The organism is Marinifilum sp. JC120 (genome assembly GCA_004923195.1).
Taxonomy (GTDB): domain Bacteria; phylum Desulfobacterota; class Desulfovibrionia; order Desulfovibrionales; family Desulfovibrionaceae; genus Maridesulfovibrio.
Window position 1 is genome coordinate 155,646 of the sequence record RDSB01000001.1, and the last position, 16,380, is coordinate 172,025.

At 46.1% G+C, this 16,380-nt stretch carries 16 protein-coding genes and 1 tRNA gene; 3 read left to right on the forward strand and 14 right to left on the reverse strand.

Features of this window, described 5'->3' with window-relative positions; genetic code table 11:
• Positions 1–46 precede the first annotated feature (46 nt).
• The 7 genes from argH to D0S45_00825 form a co-directional block, all read right to left on the reverse strand.
• Positions 47–1,429, reverse strand: a complete 1,383-nt coding sequence (argH, locus tag D0S45_00795; protein ID TIH19907.1) for an argininosuccinate lyase — start codon at positions 1,427–1,429, stop codon at positions 47–49.
• A gap of 403 nt (positions 1,430–1,832) precedes the next feature.
• Positions 1,833–3,068 carry an argininosuccinate synthase gene (locus tag D0S45_00800; GenBank protein TIH19908.1) on the reverse strand — a complete coding sequence of 412 codons (1,236 nt, stop codon included), beginning with the start codon at positions 3,066–3,068 and terminating at the stop codon, positions 1,833–1,835.
• Between the two features lie 230 nt (positions 3,069–3,298).
• Positions 3,299–4,276 (reverse strand): ornithine carbamoyltransferase, encoded by a 978-nt coding sequence (gene argF / locus D0S45_00805; protein TIH19909.1) that lies wholly within the window; start codon positions 4,274–4,276, stop codon positions 3,299–3,301.
• Between the two features lie 208 nt (positions 4,277–4,484).
• The gene (ybeY, locus tag D0S45_00810) at positions 4,485–4,868 is read right to left on the reverse strand and encodes an rRNA maturation RNase YbeY (GenBank protein TIH19910.1); all 384 of its coding nucleotides are present in this window, start codon (positions 4,866–4,868) and stop codon (positions 4,485–4,487) included.
• A gap of 71 nt (positions 4,869–4,939) precedes the next feature.
• Entirely contained in the window at positions 4,940–5,920 is a 981-nt protein-coding gene (locus D0S45_00815; GenBank protein ID TIH19911.1) for a PhoH family protein, read from the reverse strand.
• An 80-nt stretch (positions 5,921–6,000) separates the two neighbouring features.
• Complete coding sequence (locus tag D0S45_00820) at positions 6,001–6,369, reverse strand: response regulator (protein ID TIH19912.1); 369 nt, start codon at positions 6,367–6,369, stop codon at positions 6,001–6,003.
• A 133-nt stretch (positions 6,370–6,502) separates the two neighbouring features.
• Positions 6,503–7,669 (reverse strand): class I SAM-dependent RNA methyltransferase, encoded by a 1,167-nt coding sequence (locus tag D0S45_00825; protein ID TIH19913.1) that lies wholly within the window; start codon positions 7,667–7,669, stop codon positions 6,503–6,505.
• Between the two features lie 316 nt (positions 7,670–7,985).
• Here D0S45_00825 and D0S45_00830 point away from each other — a divergent pair, with 316 nt between their 5' ends.
• Complete coding sequence (locus tag D0S45_00830) at positions 7,986–9,968, forward strand: HAMP domain-containing protein (protein TIH19914.1); 1,983 nt, start codon at positions 7,986–7,988, stop codon at positions 9,966–9,968.
• Positions 9,969–10,023: 55 nt separating this feature from the next.
• Here D0S45_00830 and putP read toward each other — a convergent pair whose 3' ends face one another.
• Positions 10,024–11,496 carry a sodium/proline symporter PutP gene (gene putP / locus D0S45_00835; protein TIH19915.1) on the reverse strand — a complete coding sequence of 491 codons (1,473 nt, stop codon included), beginning with the start codon at positions 11,494–11,496 and terminating at the stop codon, positions 10,024–10,026.
• Positions 11,497–11,830: 334 nt separating this feature from the next.
• Between putP and D0S45_00840 the strand changes: the two genes are divergently transcribed.
• A complete protein-coding gene (locus D0S45_00840; GenBank protein TIH19916.1) occupies positions 11,831–12,214 on the forward strand; it encodes a hypothetical protein in 384 nt (127 codons plus the stop codon).
• A 97-nt stretch (positions 12,215–12,311) separates the two neighbouring features.
• On the opposite strand, the gene D0S45_00845 is transcribed toward D0S45_00840, so the two are convergent.
• Both D0S45_00845 and D0S45_00850 read right to left on the reverse strand, forming a co-directional pair.
• Positions 12,312–12,545 (reverse strand): hypothetical protein, encoded by a 234-nt coding sequence (locus tag D0S45_00845; GenBank protein TIH19917.1) that lies wholly within the window; start codon positions 12,543–12,545, stop codon positions 12,312–12,314.
• 67 nt (positions 12,546–12,612) lie between these two features.
• Positions 12,613–13,002: a hypothetical protein gene (locus D0S45_00850; protein TIH19918.1), complete on the reverse strand. Its 390-nt coding sequence runs from the start codon at positions 13,000–13,002 to the stop codon at positions 12,613–12,615.
• Positions 13,003–13,204: 202 nt separating this feature from the next.
• Here D0S45_00850 and D0S45_00855 point away from each other — a divergent pair, with 202 nt between their 5' ends.
• Positions 13,205–13,879, forward strand: a complete 675-nt coding sequence (locus tag D0S45_00855; GenBank protein ID TIH19919.1) for a hypothetical protein — start codon at positions 13,205–13,207, stop codon at positions 13,877–13,879.
• Between the two features lie 109 nt (positions 13,880–13,988).
• Here the strand turns inward: D0S45_00855 and D0S45_00860 are convergent, their stop codons facing one another.
• From D0S45_00860 to thiD, 4 genes are all read right to left on the reverse strand, one after another.
• The gene (locus tag D0S45_00860) at positions 13,989–14,285 is read right to left on the reverse strand and encodes a putative addiction module antidote protein (GenBank protein ID TIH19920.1); all 297 of its coding nucleotides are present in this window, start codon (positions 14,283–14,285) and stop codon (positions 13,989–13,991) included.
• A 2-nt stretch (positions 14,286–14,287) separates the two neighbouring features.
• Positions 14,288–14,590: a type II toxin-antitoxin system RelE/ParE family toxin gene (locus D0S45_00865; protein TIH20268.1), complete on the reverse strand. Its 303-nt coding sequence runs from the start codon at positions 14,588–14,590 to the stop codon at positions 14,288–14,290.
• A gap of 105 nt (positions 14,591–14,695) precedes the next feature.
• A tRNA-Leu gene (locus D0S45_00870) sits at positions 14,696–14,780 on the reverse strand.
• A gap of 151 nt (positions 14,781–14,931) precedes the next feature.
• Positions 14,932–16,293, reverse strand: a complete 1,362-nt coding sequence (gene thiD, locus D0S45_00875; protein ID TIH19921.1) for a bifunctional hydroxymethylpyrimidine kinase/phosphomethylpyrimidine kinase — start codon at positions 16,291–16,293, stop codon at positions 14,932–14,934.
• Between the last annotated feature and the right edge of the window lie 87 nt (positions 16,294–16,380).

The following is a 16,380-nucleotide window of genomic DNA, read 5'->3' on the forward strand; positions in this document are numbered from 1 at the left end:
ACAACAAGTCTTCCGGCCTTTAATCTTACCATCTAAAATTTCGAAATTACTTATCCAGCCAAGCCTTGAGTTCGACAATCTGAGCATCCACGGACTCAGGTCCGGTGCTTCCGGGGGAAACCCTGCGTCTTACCGCTGCTTCATATGAAAGCACCTCAAAGACATCTTCTTCAATTTTATCTGAAAAAGTTTTGAGATCTTCAAGGCTCATATCTTCAAGGCCCCTGCTCTCCGCTTCAGCCTTAGCTACAGCGGAACCGGTGATATGGTGCGCTTCGCGGAAGGGAATGCCCTTGCCCACGAGATAGTCAGCCAGTTCAGTGGCATTAAGGAAACCCTTTTTGAGGGCAGATTCCATATTTTCAGGATTAAAACCCATGGCATCCATCATATCAGCCATGATAACCACGGAAGCATGTACGGTCTTATCGCAATCAAAGAAAGGCTCTTTGTCTTCCTGCATGTCGCGGTTGTAAGCCAGAGGCAGACCTTTACAGGTGGTCATCAGCGAAAAGAGATCGCCGTAGACACGTCCGGTCTTACCGCGCATAAGTTCGCAAACGTCCGGGTTTTTCTTCTGAGGCATGATGGAAGATCCGGTGGAAAATTCATCAGGAAGCTTGATAAAGCCGAAGCAAGGGTTGGCCCAGATTATCAGCTCTTCACAAATGCGGCTCAAATGAGTCATCACCAGACTTCCGGCAAACATGGCTTCCATGACGAAATCGCGATCGGAAACAGCATCAAGGCTGTTACGGAAGGTATCTTCCATGCCGAGAAATTTTGCAGAAGTCGCAGGCTTAAGCGGATAGGTGGTTCCGGCCAGCGCAGCAGCACCCAGCGGGCAGACATCAGCTCTTTTAATACAATCAACCACCCTGCTGTGGTCACGCTTGAACATCCAAGCATAGGCCAGCATATGATGGGCAAGGCTGACAGGCTGTGCGGGCTGGAGATGAGTATAACCGGGTAGCAGTACTTCCCTGTTCTCATCTGCTTTAGCAGTAAACACTGCGATCAGCTTTTCAAGGGCTGTTTTCCATGCATCAAGGGAACGCAAAACGTGCAGACGAAAATCTGTTGCAACCTGATCGTTACGGCTACGTCCGGTATGCAGTTTACCGCCCACAGCACCTACAATCTCGGTCAATCTGCTTTCAATGTTCATGTGGAGATCTTCCATCTCCTTTTTCCATTCAAATTTTCCGGATTCGATCTCTTCCAGCACCTGATCAAGGCCTTTGACCAGAGTTTCGGCCTCTTCTGCGGTAAGCACACCCTGCTCTGCCAGCATCCGGGCATGGGCCTGAGAACCGGAAATATCTTCGCGGTACAGGTTCTGGTCGTAGCTTACGGATTCAGTATAATCTTCTACGGACTGGGCTGTCTTGGCAGCAAATCTGCCGCCCCATAATTTATTATCTGCCATTTTATTAACCTCGTCTTGCCTCCGGCGGCTGGGGAAGGGAAAACTTTTGCAAAAGTTTTCCCTTCCCCAGACCCCATCCCTTTCAAAACCTTTTGATAGGGCTTCGCCGCTGGAGACTTTTATTATTGCGAAATTTATAATCCCGTATCCTCATCTTAAGACGACACGATATTATTTTTATCAAAAAACCGTCAGAGTGTTGAGAAAGTACCAGATGCAAGGCGCAAGAAAAACACTGGAACGATGCGTATAAACATACGTGAGTTTCAGTGTTTTTAGCAGTAACGCCGCAGATGGTGCTTTATCAGCAGTCTGAGCCTGTGGTCAGCTTTTGTGACGAAAACAGGCGGAGATATTTGAATCCCGGACGAACTTGCGTCCGTCCGGGTTATTTAAAACATTACTAATCTACGTCTTCGACGTCGCCTTCTTTGATCCATTCGGAACCGGAAGAGGTCTTGCCTTTGAGACGCAGACCCACCAGCTTGATGAAGCCTTCAGCATCTTTTTGATCGTAGACTTCGTCTTCTTCAAAAGTAGCGAGGTCTTCGCGGTACAGGGAGTAAGGAGACTTACGGCCCTCGGGAATAACGTTACCCTTGTAGAGTTTCACACGGACAGTACCGGTGATGGTCTTCTGGGTTTCGTCGATCATTGCCTGAAGGGCAACACGTTCGGGAGCGTACCAGAATCCGTTGTAAAGCATCTCAGCGTACTTGGGAATCAGGCTGTCACGAAGGTGCATTACTTCGCGGTCCATGCAAAGTCCTTCAAGATCACGATGGGCAACGTGCATAATGGTTCCGCCGGGAGTTTCGTACACACCGCGGGACTTCATGCCCACGAAACGGTTCTCAACCATATCCACACGACCTACGCCGTGTTTACCGCCAAGCTCATTGAGTTTTTCAATGAGAGCAGCCGGGGAATATTTTGTGCCGTTGATTGCAATAGGATCACCCTTTTCGAAATCAATAGTGATGATTTCAGGCTCATCCGGTGCTTCCTCAATAGGACGGCAGTAACGATAGGATTCAGGAGAAGGAGCATTCCAAGGATCTTCAAGCTCGGCACCTTCAAAACTTACGTGCAGCAGGTTGGCATCCATGGACCATGGCTTCTTGCGGGTATTAGGAATCTCAATATCGTTTTCTTCCGCAAACTTCATGAGATCGGTACGGGACTTGAGATCCCATTCACGCCAAGGAGCGATATTCGTGAGCTTGGGGTTCATGCCCATTGCGCCCAGTTCAAAGCGGACCTGATCATTACCTTTACCGGTTGCGCCGTGGGCAACAGCCTGTGCGCCTTCCATTTCAGCAATCTCAACCATTCTTTTAGCAATGAGAGGACGTGCAATGGCAGTACCGAGCAGGTAACGACCTTCATAGATCACACCGGCACGGAAAGCAGGAAAAATAAAATCCCGGGCGAACTCTTCACGCAGGTCTTCAACATACGCTTTGCTAGCACCGGTCTTAAGTGCTTTTTCATCAATACCGTCAAGCTCTTCACCCTGTCCGAGGTCGGCAGTAAGGGTAATAACTTCGCAGTTGTATTCCTTCTTAATCCATTTAAGGATGATGGAGGTATCCAGACCGCCGGAATAAGCCAATACTACTTTTTCAATTTTACTCATTTTATAAATCCTTAAAACATTTGCCTCCGGCGGCTTAAACCCTTTTGCATAGGGGTTTAAGAATCCCAAAACCTTTTATCGGGGCTACGCCGCTGTTGGCACTAATTTGTCTTTTATTTTAATAAATATCTCTCAATCCCTTCCGGCGAAGCCTAATGAAAGTTTCCGGAGAGTCCAGAGAACCCTTTTCAAAAGGTTCTTTGGCCCCCGGAGGGCCGCCGGAGGTATTCTTACTCAATAGTATGCATGTGCGGAACAGCCTGCACAGGTCCGAGAAGTTTTTCAACTGCATCGAAATCAACTTCAAGACCGTTTACTGACCATTCAAGGATAGCTTTCTGCATGTGCAATCTGTTTTCAGCCTGATCAAAAATGATTGATCTAGGTCCATCGAGGACTTCAGCTGTAACTTCTTCGCCACGGTGTGCGGGCAGGCAATGCATCACCTTACAATCGGGGTCTGCATTTTCAAGAAGCTTGTCGTTTACCTGATATGCGGCAAAAGCCATTTCACGCTTCTTCTGCTCTTCTTCCTGTCCCATGGAAGCAAAAACATCGGTGTTCACGTAATGAGCACCTTTTACAGCTTCAGCAGGGTCATAGCTGAGATTGATCTTCGCCCCCATGGCAAGTGCACGGGAAAGAATGTCATGATCAGGCTCATACCCTTTAGGGAATGCCAAAGTCAGGTAGAAAGGAAAATAAATAGCGGCATTGATCCATGAATGAGCCATGTTGTTGCCGTCACCGACCCATGCAACGTGTACATTCGCAAGATCGGGAGTCCTTTCATAAATGGTCAGCATATCACTCAAAACCTGACAAGGGTGATACCTGTCTGTCAGGGCATTAATAACCGGAACAGAGCTGTGCTCAGCAAGGGTGCGGACCTTCTGTTGCCCAAAAGTACGAACAACAAGGGCATCTGCGTAACGAGAAAGAACCTGTGCGGTATCTTCCAGCGGTTCACTTCTGCCAAGCTGGGATTCTGCCGGAGTCATGAAAATGGAATGACCGCCAAGCTGCTCAATAGCAACGTCAAAAGAAACTCGTGTACGGGTGGAAGCTTTTTCAAAAACCATGATAACGGTCTTCCCTTCAAGGGCGTTATTTCTGATTTTATTATCTTTAAGCTCTTTTGCACGCAGCAGGAGCTGACCGAGTTCTGAGCGGGGAACATCATTTATTTTAAGAAGATGTCTGATCATCGTAAAAACTCCAGAGATATTTGAGGTGAGCCTTAACTGACTATGAAAAATAGCAATCGGGAATTATTGCCCATAAGGCCCGCCATTGTAAACCATAAAAGCATGGTCTTTATTCAAAAAAAGAACAAAAAACGGGGATTTTCTCTAGAACAGCACATGGACAGTCCCGGACGGGACCGTGCTGCAAGGAAACGGGTTGGCTTTTCAACTATTGCCAACCCAAAATTCGCTGTCGAAAAACAGGCGCAACGGATTCAACAGCAGTGTCGGTAAGTGAATACATTTCAGGACCGTGATCATACCCGGCAAGGTGCAGCATCGCGTGCGCCAGCAGCCTTACAGTGTGCTCTTCCGGCTGCTGGCCGTAGAGCCTTGTTTCACGGACAAGAGTATCCACAGACAAAACTATTTCTCCTAAAAAATTATTTTTTCCCAGATCAGGAGTCTCGGAAAAAGGAAAGCTGAGCACATTGGTCGGACCGACGCAGCCCAAAAATTCTTCATTAACTTCAGCAATGGCGGCATCATCGACGATTTTAAGATCAAAGTCAAAGCCAGCTGCCCCCAGAACCTCAAGCAACATGTCAGCCATGCACAGCAATTCCCTCTTTGCTAGAGGAAAATTCGCATCAGGCGTACATTCTATGCTCAGATTCACTCCCACTACTTGTCGCCCCGACACTCGTAAGAATCGTAAGCCTTGACAATCCGGGCCACCAACGGATGGCGGATAACATCAGTATCTTCGAATTTTATGAAGCTGATACCCCGCACATCACGCAAAATATTAACGGCTTCCACTAAGCCCGAAGGATCGCGATTCGGCAGGTCGATTTGGGTGATATCTCCGGTAACAACTGCTTTGGAGCCGAAACCGAGCCGGGTAATAAACATCTTCATCTGTTCAGGCGTAGTGTTCTGCGCCTCATCAAGAATGACAAAGGCATTGGAAAGCGTCCGCCCGCGCATAAAGGCCAGCGGTGCGATCTCAATAATATTTTCCTCAATCATATCCTGCACCTTGCCCATATCAAGCATATCGTACAGAGCATCGTAGAGGGGACGCATATACGGATTAACCTTATCCACCAGATCACCGGGCAAAAAGCCAAGCTTTTCCCCGGCCTCAACAGCAGGACGGGTCAGGATAATCCTGTTAACTTCCTTACGCTGCAAGGCATAAACCGCCATGGCAACAGCAAGATAAGTCTTACCGGTTCCGGCAGGACCAACGGAGAATACCATATCGTTTTCACGAATTGCGGAAAAATAAGCCCGTTGGGTCAAAGTGCGCGGAGTAAGGGTTTTCTTAGGGGAAACAGCAAATAGCTCATCCCGGAAAATTTTAATCAGGTCAGCCTGTGGATCACGGCAGAGTATGCGGTAAGCGGCCTCCACATCCTGCGGAAAAACCTCTTTACCGGACTTGAGCAGCTTATAGAGCTGAGTAAATGATTTTGCCACCGGATCGATAAGCTCTTCATTCTCAGATATAAGTTGCAAGGAATTGCCCCTGCTCTCTATCCTGACACCGGATTGGCGTGAAATAAGATCAAGGTTTGCATTCTGGGCACCGAAGAGCACGCTGGCCAGTCCCACATTATCAAACTCAAGCTTAACCCGAAACTTTTCTTTATCTGCCATTAATTATTTCCCGTTCTTTTTTGTGAAGATGGAATACGGCAGGATGAACGAAGTTGCAACTAATTAAAACGAATTGAAATTTATGATCCAAGAAGGTCATCTACAGCAGCCAGTATGGCCTTGGCATTAAAAGGTTTAGTAAAAGTGTATTTCACTCCGAACATTTTAATCCAATCAAGCGAATCGTAGTTTGCAGAGGAACTGCCGCCGGACACTGCGATAATCTTTATATCCGGGTTTTCTTTCATTAATTCCCTGACAGTCTGCACACCCTCTTTTTCCGGCATGAAAATATCTGTGATAACCAAGTCAATCAGATTACGGTCGTACCCCTTTACGGCTTTGACTCCATCCTCGGCTTCCGTAACAAGGTGCCCTTCTTTCTCAAGCATTGCTTTAAGAACCTGACGTGAAATTGGATCATCATCTACGACGAGAATCCGGGGCATAAATATTCTCCTTAACTTCCCAAAATAATTACTAAGACAATGGACCGACAGCTGCTAGCCATCATCTATACACAGCTGTCACGCTAGGAATTAACTGTTAAAAAAAATATTTTCAAGATATTAAAGAAAAAACTTAATAGCGCGACTTACGACTACCCTCAAAAATTTCATACTCCAGCAGCCTGCATTCGATCTTTGCATTATAAAAAATCAATCGTCTTGAAGCTTTAAGGCCAATGAATTTTGCCAATTCAAGATTTCCGGTAAAAACCAATCCCTTGTATCCCTGACATTTATTTTTCAAAAAATCACCGATTGCAGCATAGATCTTTTCCAGCTTGGTCCGGCTACCAAGACGCTCCCCGTATTCAGGGTTCATAATTACCACCCCACCCCCGTCAGGAATCTGCGTATCCCGAAAATCGCAAACATCAAATTCAATATGATGCTCAACCCCGGCAGCACGGGCATTCTTTTTGGCGGCTTCCACCGCTTCGGGATCGAGATCCGTGGCAATGATCTTTCCGTCGAAAGAATCACGTTCCCTGTCTTCTGCATCAATACAGAGGTTATCCCAATATTCAGGATTGTAGCCGGGAAGCTTCATAAAAGAATAATACTCACGCATGAGTCCCGGTGCGCCATTAAGTGCAACCAAAGCAGCTTCAATGGCAAGAGTGCCGCTACCGCACATGGGAGAAACAAAATTACCGCGACCGTACCATTTAGCAGCCCTGATCAGAGTTGCTGCCAGAGTTTCCTGCAAAGGAGCCTTGTGCGGGAATTTGCGGTATCCGCGACGGGAAAGAGGCACACCGGAAGTATCCAGATAAACGGTACATTCATCATCTTTCCAATGCAGAAAAACAACTATGCCGGACATCTCGGGACCGGAGGAAGGACGTCTCCCGCACTTTTCGCGAATACGGTCAACAACAGCATCCTTAACCTTAACATTGGCGAAACGGGAATCATTAACTGTCTCGGTGCGTACAGATGAGGTCACGGTCAGATAATCATCCGGTCCAAGAATATTTTCCCAGACCATATCCTTAACCTGATTGTACATCTCGTCCGGGGTGTCGGCTTTGAATTTCTTCAACTGATACATTACCCGGTGCCCGCAGCGGACCCAGAGATTAAGACGCATGCAGTCGTTAAGCGATGCTTTGGTCTCTACCCCGGCATAAAGCTCAGCCCGTATTTTAAATCCGAGCCGCCCCATCTCTTCCGCAAGATAAGGACTGAAGCCCTTGGGACAAGTAACCAGCACAACACTTTTACGTTCGAAATCCATCATATACAACTCCTCAAGATATATATCAGACAAAAAATATATTATATTTACATACAGAGTAGGTCTTAAAAAAACCGCCTCAGCATCATTTACATTTCATTAATACATTACAACAATGATTTAGGCGAAGCTTAATACCCATAAAAGCCACAGTAATCAAGCCGGGTATTCTCATCTCTTAATCAGTTGCCCATCATTACGCCTCTAAACACACATATTTAAACTTTAATTACTGCGCTTTCATCAATTCCGCTTGACTTATCAATCTTTAAATGCTTTTGATTCTCAATCTCAACTCAAACAGGTCGCGGAGTAAAATATGTCAATCAAATGGAAAGTTATTGCTGGCCTTGTCTCAGCATTAACAATTACCGGTGGAATAATTCTAACTGCAGTCAGTATAAACTTTCATGACTCAACAAATGAAAAGATCATTGAATCAACAACAAAACAACTTGAACTTCTGGATAGCGAAATAGCAATCTTCATGAAGGAAACAGAAGCGAATACCCTGATGCTTTCATGGACTCCAGATGCCGCAGAGGCAGATCAAATCAGCACTTCTTTTATAGGCAGAACCGGCGACATGATCTCCCCGGCCCCTATCGCAGGAGATTCTGTTGGCGAGAGCTTAAAAGAAAACTACGTATCCGTACTTCAGTCGCATCCCAAATACCTCAATGCCTACATCGGGACACGAAACGGAGGAATGATTGTCGGCAACGATTCCAAGCTACCCTCCGGATACGATCCAAGAAATCGCCCATGGTATAAAGATGCAATGAAGAACCCTGACAAAGCCACGACATCGAGTATTTACCAATCAACGACAGGAGATGCCATGCTGACTTCAGTCAAGGCGGTAAAGAATAGAGGAGAAATCGTCGGTGTTGTGGGACTGGACTTTTCCCTTCAGGACATCACTGACCGATTGGCAGGAGTTAAATTCGGAAATCACGGGTACATAGTATTGCTCCAAGATGATGGAACGGTTATCGCCGACCCTAAATTCCCCCAACACAACTTCAAAAAGATTTATGAACTCAATGATGATGGATATGCAGAGTTATTCAACTTAAATAAAGGCCACAAGCAGCTATTCATCGGTTCAGAAGAATATATTGCCGTGGTATTCACATCCCCGACAAACGGATGGAAATATCTGGGGCTGGTCAATGAAACTGAAATCATGCAACCTGTTTACCAAAATGCAATTTATTCATTTGCACTCATATTCTTATGCATGACAATTGCTGCATTGAGTATGTGGTTCTTCATAAATCGCGTAATTATTCGTCCTCTAGATTCTATAGTCACTAATCTTGGCAAAAACGCAAACGGAGATTTTACTGAACGGACTGAGGAAAACAGCGATGATGAGATCGGAGATATCCAGAAATCACTGAATATAACTTCAGACAAACTTGCTGACACCATAGCAAACGTAGCATCAGGAAGTGAACTTGTTGCTGCAGGCAGTGAAGAGCTTTCAGCTGCAGCTCAATCCTTATCAGAAGGTGCCACCGAGCAGGCTGCTTCACTTGAAGAGCTATGCTCCTTAATGGAAATTATGGCCTCCGCCACCAAATCCAATGCCGATAATGCAGGCACAACAGAAAAGATTGCCTCTGCTGCTGCAATAAATGCGGAATCCACTGGCAAAGCTGTCAATGAGACAGTTGAAGCAATGAAAGAAATTGCTGACAGAATCTCAATCATTGAAGAAATCGCCAGACAAACCAACCTTCTCGCTCTCAACGCTGCAATTGAGGCTGCCAGAGCAGGAGAACATGGTAAAGGATTTGCTGTTGTAGCGAGTGAAGTCAGAAAACTTGCAGAGAGATCCGGGCAGGCAGCAGCAGAAATAAGCGATTTTTCATCCTCAAGCGTACATCTGGCTGAGAATGCAGGCGAAATGCTTCAGGCTATTGTTCCGGATATCCAAAAGACAGCAGAGCTGGTACAGGAGATAAGCAGTGCAAGTGCTGAGCAGGATTCAAGTGCAATGCAGGTCAACAATTCCCTGAAACAACTTGATCAGACAGTACAGCAAAATGCCGCAGCTGCTGAAGAAATGACCTCTACCGCTGAAAGTCTTTCGTCTGAGGCATCACACCTTCAGCATACTGTAGATTTCTTCAAAGTTCGCAGCCATGCTGTAGACCAGCACATTCCAATATCTTCAGGAGCAAACGACCAAGCCGTCCATTACTACACTCCTGAACTTGAAACCAGACAATTCACGCGTCCTCCCCTTCCCGCTTCGCAACAGATCAGGGATCACGGCTTCGAAAGATTCTAAAAAAAGTCCCCGTCTTAATTAGACGGGGACTTTTTATAATTATCAAATCTAAACCTTATTTCTTAAGAGCCGCTTCCATCTCGGCAAAGTCAGCGAGAATCTGCTCATCCTTCTGTGGAACGAACAGGTTAACAGCCATAATAGTCAAAAAGTTTGCCACAAAACCCGGAACAATTTCGTACATGGTTGCGCCAAGTCCTGCATCTTTCCAAAAAATGAGTACTAGAGTACCGACGATCATACCGGAAAGAGCTGAAATCCATGTTGTTTTTCTGCTGAACAAAGAAAACAAAACAACCGGACCGAACGCGGCACCGAATCCGCCCCATGCGTAAGAAACAAGCCCCAGAACGGTATTACCCGGAGTCAAAGCCATACTCATGGCAATGATGGAGATAACCAGAACACAGAGGCGGCCCACGAGCATAAGTTCCTTCTCAGAAGCTTCACGGCGCAGAATCTTTTTATAAAAATCCTCAGTCAGTGCGGAAGAGGAAACCAGCAACTGTGAATCAATGGTGGACATGATCGCGGAAAGAATAGCCGCCAGCAGCACGCCGCCAACCCAAGGGTTAAAGAGCTTGGAAATCATGTAGATGAATACTTTCTCCTGCTCACCGCCGTGAAGACCGTCAAACATGGGGATAGCAACCATACCTACAACAACCGCCCCGGCAAGGGAGATAATTACCCATATAAGGGCAACCGCTGTGGCTTTAGGAAGTTCTTTAATAGAACGGATACCCATAAAACGGGTCAGAATATGCGGTTGTCCAAAGTAACCAAGTCCCCAAGCCATGGTTGATATTATAGCGACGATGGAAAGAGGAACTCCGGCACCGTTATGAAAAAGGCTGGTAGAAATGTTCTTTGCTGCCATCTCAGCTTCAATAACGGAAATCCCACCATTATCGATGGTTCCGAGAATCGGAACAAGGATAATAGCGAAAAACATCAGCCCGCCCTGAAAAAAGTCAGTCCAGCAGACAGCCATGAATCCGCCAAGAAAAGTATAAGAAACAATTACAACCGCCCCGGTGATAACAGCCACGGAGTAATCAATATTGAACATGGATTCAAAAAGCTTACCCGCAGCAACCAGACCGGACGAAGAGTAAATAGTGAAGAACATCAGGATGATGACCGCAGAGCCTACACGCAACAGGCTGGTCGGATCTTTGAACCGTTTTTCAAAAAAAGATGAGATTGTGAGGGTATCGGTCATCTGGGTATAAACGCGCAGACGGGCGGAAACAAAAATCCAGTTCAAAGCAGTACCCACAAAAAGGCCGATAGCAATCCATGCCTCGGTCATACCGCCAAGGTAAACCGCTCCGGGCAATCCCATGAGCAGCCAGCCGGACATATCGCTGGCCTGTGCGGAAAGAGCTGTAACCCAGCCGCCAAGTCCGCGTCCGCCGAGAATGTAGCCTTCAATATTTGAAGTACGCTTGTAAAAATACCAACCCACTGCCAGTAGGAAGACCAAATAAACACCAAATGTAAGCAAAGTCTCAGTCTGAATCACAATAAATCCTTTTTGAACAAGTAAAGAAAACAAAAACAACCTAAAACGTAAAAAGGGGCCACTATTTAACCATCATGAGAGCTATGTACAAGATATTTTTTTTCAGCGTCGATTGTACGGCTATCACTTCATTACGCATTAAATTATTCAGCTTTTCATTCAAAAAGTTCATTATTTCCATTCGCAACAAATTATGAACGAAGAATTCAACACAAGACAACTACACATCATCAACTATTATTAACTCTGCTCAATTTAGTAAGAACAACTTGACAGTACTTGCCAGTTAAAACAAAAAAAGAGCTCACCACCAAATCAGACAAGGAGGCTCTTCTTGCCAGCAATAATACTCGCAGGCATCACCCTGCTGACCATCATCGGAATCTCATTCTACGCCAAGAAAAAGGGCCATAGCGGACTCGGCGTATTCTTCCTGCTATACTGCATAACATCAATCATAGTTTATGTTGTTACCCTGCCGGAAGGTAAACCATTCATGTTAGTGGACATCCTCGGCCAGATCGGGGTTATGGTCACTTCCATCGGCGTGATCATTGCCCATGCCAAAGGGGCCAAGAAATTTCTCTACGCCCTGCCCGGCCTGATAATTCTCGGGATATCTCTTTCCATCCACATAAATAGAGTTGCCCCGCCGGACCAGAATGGGACCGCAGCCAACCAGACCGTCATTATACAATCAAACCAAACCAAAGAATAAAACAAAGCCCCTGCCTTGAACTTTCAAGACAGGGGCTCATACTGTCGATGAAGCACAGTATGACCGTAAATATTTATCGAACATATTTAGAAAGTTACTACTGAATCACCCGCCGCTCAGGATTCATTTTATCAATCGCATCATAAATCATTTCCGCAAATTTACGTAACTTTTCCGCGTATTGCTCATCCTCAGCAACATCAGCATCCTGCTCGGCAAGCGTTGCCACGGCCTGTAATTGAATGGCCCCCTGAGTCGGAGTCATCTGTCCGGCCTTCATTGCACCTGAAATATACTGAACTTGGTCCGCGTATTTTTTTAAATGATTCATGTGCAATATCGATACATATCCCTCAAATAAACTCAAGTCATAAATACCTTAAATCCACCCACACGAACTATCCGCCATACTGAATGCTTAGGGATGCTCCTTCCGGCAATTTATCAGTAAGAGCTTCCATAAGCTCACTGACAGTAAGTTCACGCTGCTGCTCACGGGTGATCCTTTTTTCGATCTCAACATAAGTCAAAGCACCGGAAGGTTCATCAGAAAGCACCCTGTACTTCGGCCCCAGTCCGGTACGAATCCAATTAGGATCAACCCCGGCAACTTCAAGAGCTTTAAGCAGCCAGTCGGAGGGGATGGAGTTTCTGCGCTTTGCGTCGGAAATGGAAGACTGCCTGATCCCCAGGACTTCGGCCAGCCTGACCTGAGTGATTTTTTTATCAAAAAGTAAAGCTTCACCTAGTCTGGATAATGCTTCACTAAAATTAAAACTTTCCACCATAAAAGCCTCTCTTGAAAAACAATCTGCACATCGACTTCAGCCGACTTGTGCTTATTCGTTTTTTTAAATAAACTTTTACCTGTTTTAGAAAAATCAAATGGATAATCAGGTAAAAAGTTTTTCATCAGCCTCTTTTTTGCTTTATAGACAAACTTTTTACCCACTTCAAGGACTATTTTATAAAAAAAGAGATATACTTCCTATGTCCGATATTGTTGAAAGATTCCTGAGCATAAAAAATCTGGTGGGTATTAAACGCAACGAATTCTGCAAAAGGGTCGGCGTTTCAGCTACAACCCACGATAATTATCAAAAAGGCAAGGGAACTCCCAAAGCTCCATTTCTCTGCAAAGTTTGTGAGGAATTCTGCATCAACGGGCACTGGCTGCTCACCGGGGAAGGCGAAGTCTTCATGGACGAATCCCCGGCCCCGGCACGTCCTGCTGATCCAAACGTGCTGAACACAGGTGAAAACATAAACCTGATCGGCTTAGCCCAATGTGGAATAGACGGCTGGTCCCAGACCATGCCTATCGCCATAAACAGCTCCGTACCGGAATTCCACAAAGACTACATCGCCGCCCTTACCATAGGAGATTCTATGGTCCCCGCAGGAATCCTGCCCGGGAATATCGTCTATTGCGATCCACGCCTTCAGCCCTCCATCGGAGAACCAGTATTTGTAATGCGCCGGGATGCCCAGCAAGAAGAATCCGCCGGAGTAAAAATCTACAACGGGCAGGATGAAAAGTGGGTATATCTACAAGGCTGGCTGAATAAACAAGGAGATAAGCCGCAGACAGAATTTAATATTCAGCAGCTTGTCAGCGAGATTAGCTTAATTGCGCCGGTTGTTATGATTCGACGGCGGGTGTGAGGATAAAAAAACACCCCCTTACACGGACCATGCGGTAGTCCTTGTAAGAGGGTGTTTATATTACAGTTGGTGCGAAAGGAGAGACTCGAACTCTCATCACACTAAAATGCTACTGCACAGAAGTATCCTTTGGCTGTACCCGCAAGGAAACACCAAGAGCACCCAATACCTTCATAATTGTACTATAACGCGGCTGAGATCCGGGACTTAGAGCCTTGTACAAACTCTCCCGACCAAGACCTGAATCCTTGGCGAGCTGGCTCATGCCTCTGGCTTTGGCAATATTCCCGACAGCCATAAGCAGAACATCCTGATTGCCGGATTCAAGCGCGGCATTCAAATACTCAGCTATGACCTCTTCATTGTTCAAATGTTCATATGCTTCAAAAGGCTTTGTCTTTGCCATAGTTACCCCTCGTTGTTTATTTCGTCAGCTAGTTCGTGCGCTTTTCGGATATCCTTTGTCTGACTGGATTTATCACCGCCAGCCAACAAAAAGTAATATCTGTCTCCGACCTTGGTAAAATATACCCTATAACCCGGACCGACTGAAATTCTCATCTCAGAAACGCCGTTGCCAACGGACTTACAATCTCCAAATAATCCGAATCGTGCATGGTCAATCCTCGAAAGAATTCGGGCCTTACCAACGTGATCTTTAAGTTTTGAAAGCCATTTATCAAAAACATCTGTGCTATCAAACTGGTTCATACATATAATGTATCCACTCGAATACAGAGTGTCAATAACCACACAAAAACACCCCCTTACACGGACCATGCGGTAGTCCTTGTAAGGGGGTGTTTATATTACAGTTGGTGCGAAAGGAGAGACTCGAACTCTCACGGGGTTAACCGCTAGATCCTAAATCTAGTGCGTCTACCAATTCCGCCACTCTCGCAACCAAATATTATAGGCTAATTATTGGACATTGCTCCTTATGGATTAAACCAAACAAAGGCACTGTCCCGTGCAGCCGTTGCGTTAATATAAGCAGTGTCACAGCTTGTCAACAAAAATCGTTTAAAAATCCATATAAACGGTAACTTCGATCAGCCGGACATTGCAGCAAGCAGCTTTTTAAGCTTTGCTTCCAAATCTTCAAAATCCTTTGCCAGCAAGCGAAGACACGGCTCTACACCTTTTGCCCCGGAATCGCAAACAACATCTATCATCTCAGGGTCGGGATGCTCAGACATGGCTTTGCAAGTGCCCCACTCAAGGGTATTTTCTTCGGTTCCCGGAATCTCTCCCGGCTCATCGGCCCGATCGAACCATGCTTCTACAAATCCGCACTCTGCGACAGAGGCCATAATCCGTTCATTGAGCCGTAAACCAGCAGCACAGCCGACTTCCGGATTGGACTTGCGGGCGCAAAGCAGGACTTTGGCAATGTGAGTAGAAGCTCCAAACTCAGGATGCCCGCAAACCATGACTTCACCTTTACGAGTGCAGGATACTCTTCCGCTGAAAGCAGCAACATCGTTAATATCTCCGGCATGAGGCAAGGCCGTAGCCACATTCATGCGCACTTCAGGTATTAGTTCGTTCAATCCTGCCATGCACTCAAGACGTAATCCGAATTCATGCAGATCGGACAAAATTCCCTGTTTCATTTTTTCAATGAGCATAGGAGCAAGATGGTTAGGTGGTCCGCTCCCCTCGCCGAGATCAAATCCAGCCCGCAGAGCAAGGTTCAGATACTCCTGAGCCTTACGTACAGACGTCACCATATCATATCCTTTTGCCAGACCGGAGGCGATGGTTGCAGAAAGCGTGCATCCGGTGCCGTGACTATTCTTAGTCTTGACCCGCTGTTGCATAAGCGGAATCGGCTGCTGTCCTTTAATACCCAGCCAATCAGTAGCGGCTACGGAATCAAAATGCCCACCCTTCACAAGTACGGCTTTGGGACCCATCTCAAGCAGGAGTTCTATGGCCTTGAAAATATCTTCACGGCTTTTGATCTCCATATCGGTAAAAAGTTCAGCTTCTGGCACATTGGGGGTCAACAGGTCAGCAAGCGGAAAAATTTCCTTCATGGCCTGCACAGCATCATCTTTGAGCAGTTTGGCTCCGCTGGTTGCCACGCAGACAGGGTCAATAACCAGTGGGATATCCCTGTCTTTCAAAGTTTCACCAACCGCTTTGATGATGGGTGCGGAAAATAACATCCCGGTTTTAGCAGCCCGGACATTAATATCATTACAAACCGTTTCTATCTGGAGGGCAACAAACTCAGGAGATACAGCTTCAATCCCTGCTACTCCGGTTGTGTTCTGAGCGGTAAGTGCGGTGATGGCACTGGCCCCGTAACATCCGGCCATGGAAATAGCTTTAAGATCGGCCTGAATCCCAGCCCCTCCGCCGGAATCAGAACCTGCAATAGTCAAAACACATGGAAGCGGTTTCATCATGCCTCCTTGGGCATTTTTTATATTTTTGATCAACTGATTTTACCCATCGCCATGCTCCGGGTCAATAGATGCTGAACTATGCTT

What these genes read in the sequence shown, in the direction of transcription:
- D0S45_00865 (TIH20268.1), bottom strand. Translation starts at nt 14,590, where the DNA reads ATGAACCAGTTTGATAGCACAGATGTTTTTGATAAATGGCTTTCAAAA.
- ybeY (TIH19910.1), bottom strand. Translation starts at nt 4,868, where the DNA reads ATGGCTGACATGTTGCTTGAGGTTCTGGGGGCAGCTGGCTTTGACTTT.
- D0S45_00830 (TIH19914.1), top strand. Translation starts at nt 7,986, where the DNA reads ATGTCAATCAAATGGAAAGTTATTGCTGGCCTTGTCTCAGCATTAACA.
- D0S45_00860 (TIH19920.1), bottom strand. Translation starts at nt 14,285, where the DNA reads ATGGCAAAGACAAAGCCTTTTGAAGCATATGAACATTTGAACAATGAA.
- argF (TIH19909.1), bottom strand. Translation starts at nt 4,276, where the DNA reads ATGATCAGACATCTTCTTAAAATAAATGATGTTCCCCGCTCAGAACTC.
- thiD (TIH19921.1), bottom strand. Translation starts at nt 16,293, where the DNA reads ATGAAACCGCTTCCATGTGTTTTGACTATTGCAGGTTCTGATTCCGGC.
- D0S45_00845 (TIH19917.1), bottom strand. Translation starts at nt 12,545, where the DNA reads ATGAATCATTTAAAAAAATACGCGGACCAAGTTCAGTATATTTCAGGT.
- D0S45_00815 (TIH19911.1), bottom strand. Translation starts at nt 5,920, where the DNA reads ATGGCAGATAAAGAAAAGTTTCGGGTTAAGCTTGAGTTTGATAATGTG.
- D0S45_00850 (TIH19918.1), bottom strand. Translation starts at nt 13,002, where the DNA reads ATGGTGGAAAGTTTTAATTTTAGTGAAGCATTATCCAGACTAGGTGAA.
- argH (TIH19907.1), bottom strand. Translation starts at nt 1,429, where the DNA reads ATGGCAGATAATAAATTATGGGGCGGCAGATTTGCTGCCAAGACAGCC.
- D0S45_00855 (TIH19919.1), top strand. Translation starts at nt 13,205, where the DNA reads ATGTCCGATATTGTTGAAAGATTCCTGAGCATAAAAAATCTGGTGGGT.
- D0S45_00800 (TIH19908.1), bottom strand. Translation starts at nt 3,068, where the DNA reads ATGAGTAAAATTGAAAAAGTAGTATTGGCTTATTCCGGCGGTCTGGAT.
- D0S45_00820 (TIH19912.1), bottom strand. Translation starts at nt 6,369, where the DNA reads ATGCCCCGGATTCTCGTCGTAGATGATGATCCAATTTCACGTCAGGTT.
- D0S45_00825 (TIH19913.1), bottom strand. Translation starts at nt 7,669, where the DNA reads ATGATGGATTTCGAACGTAAAAGTGTTGTGCTGGTTACTTGTCCCAAG.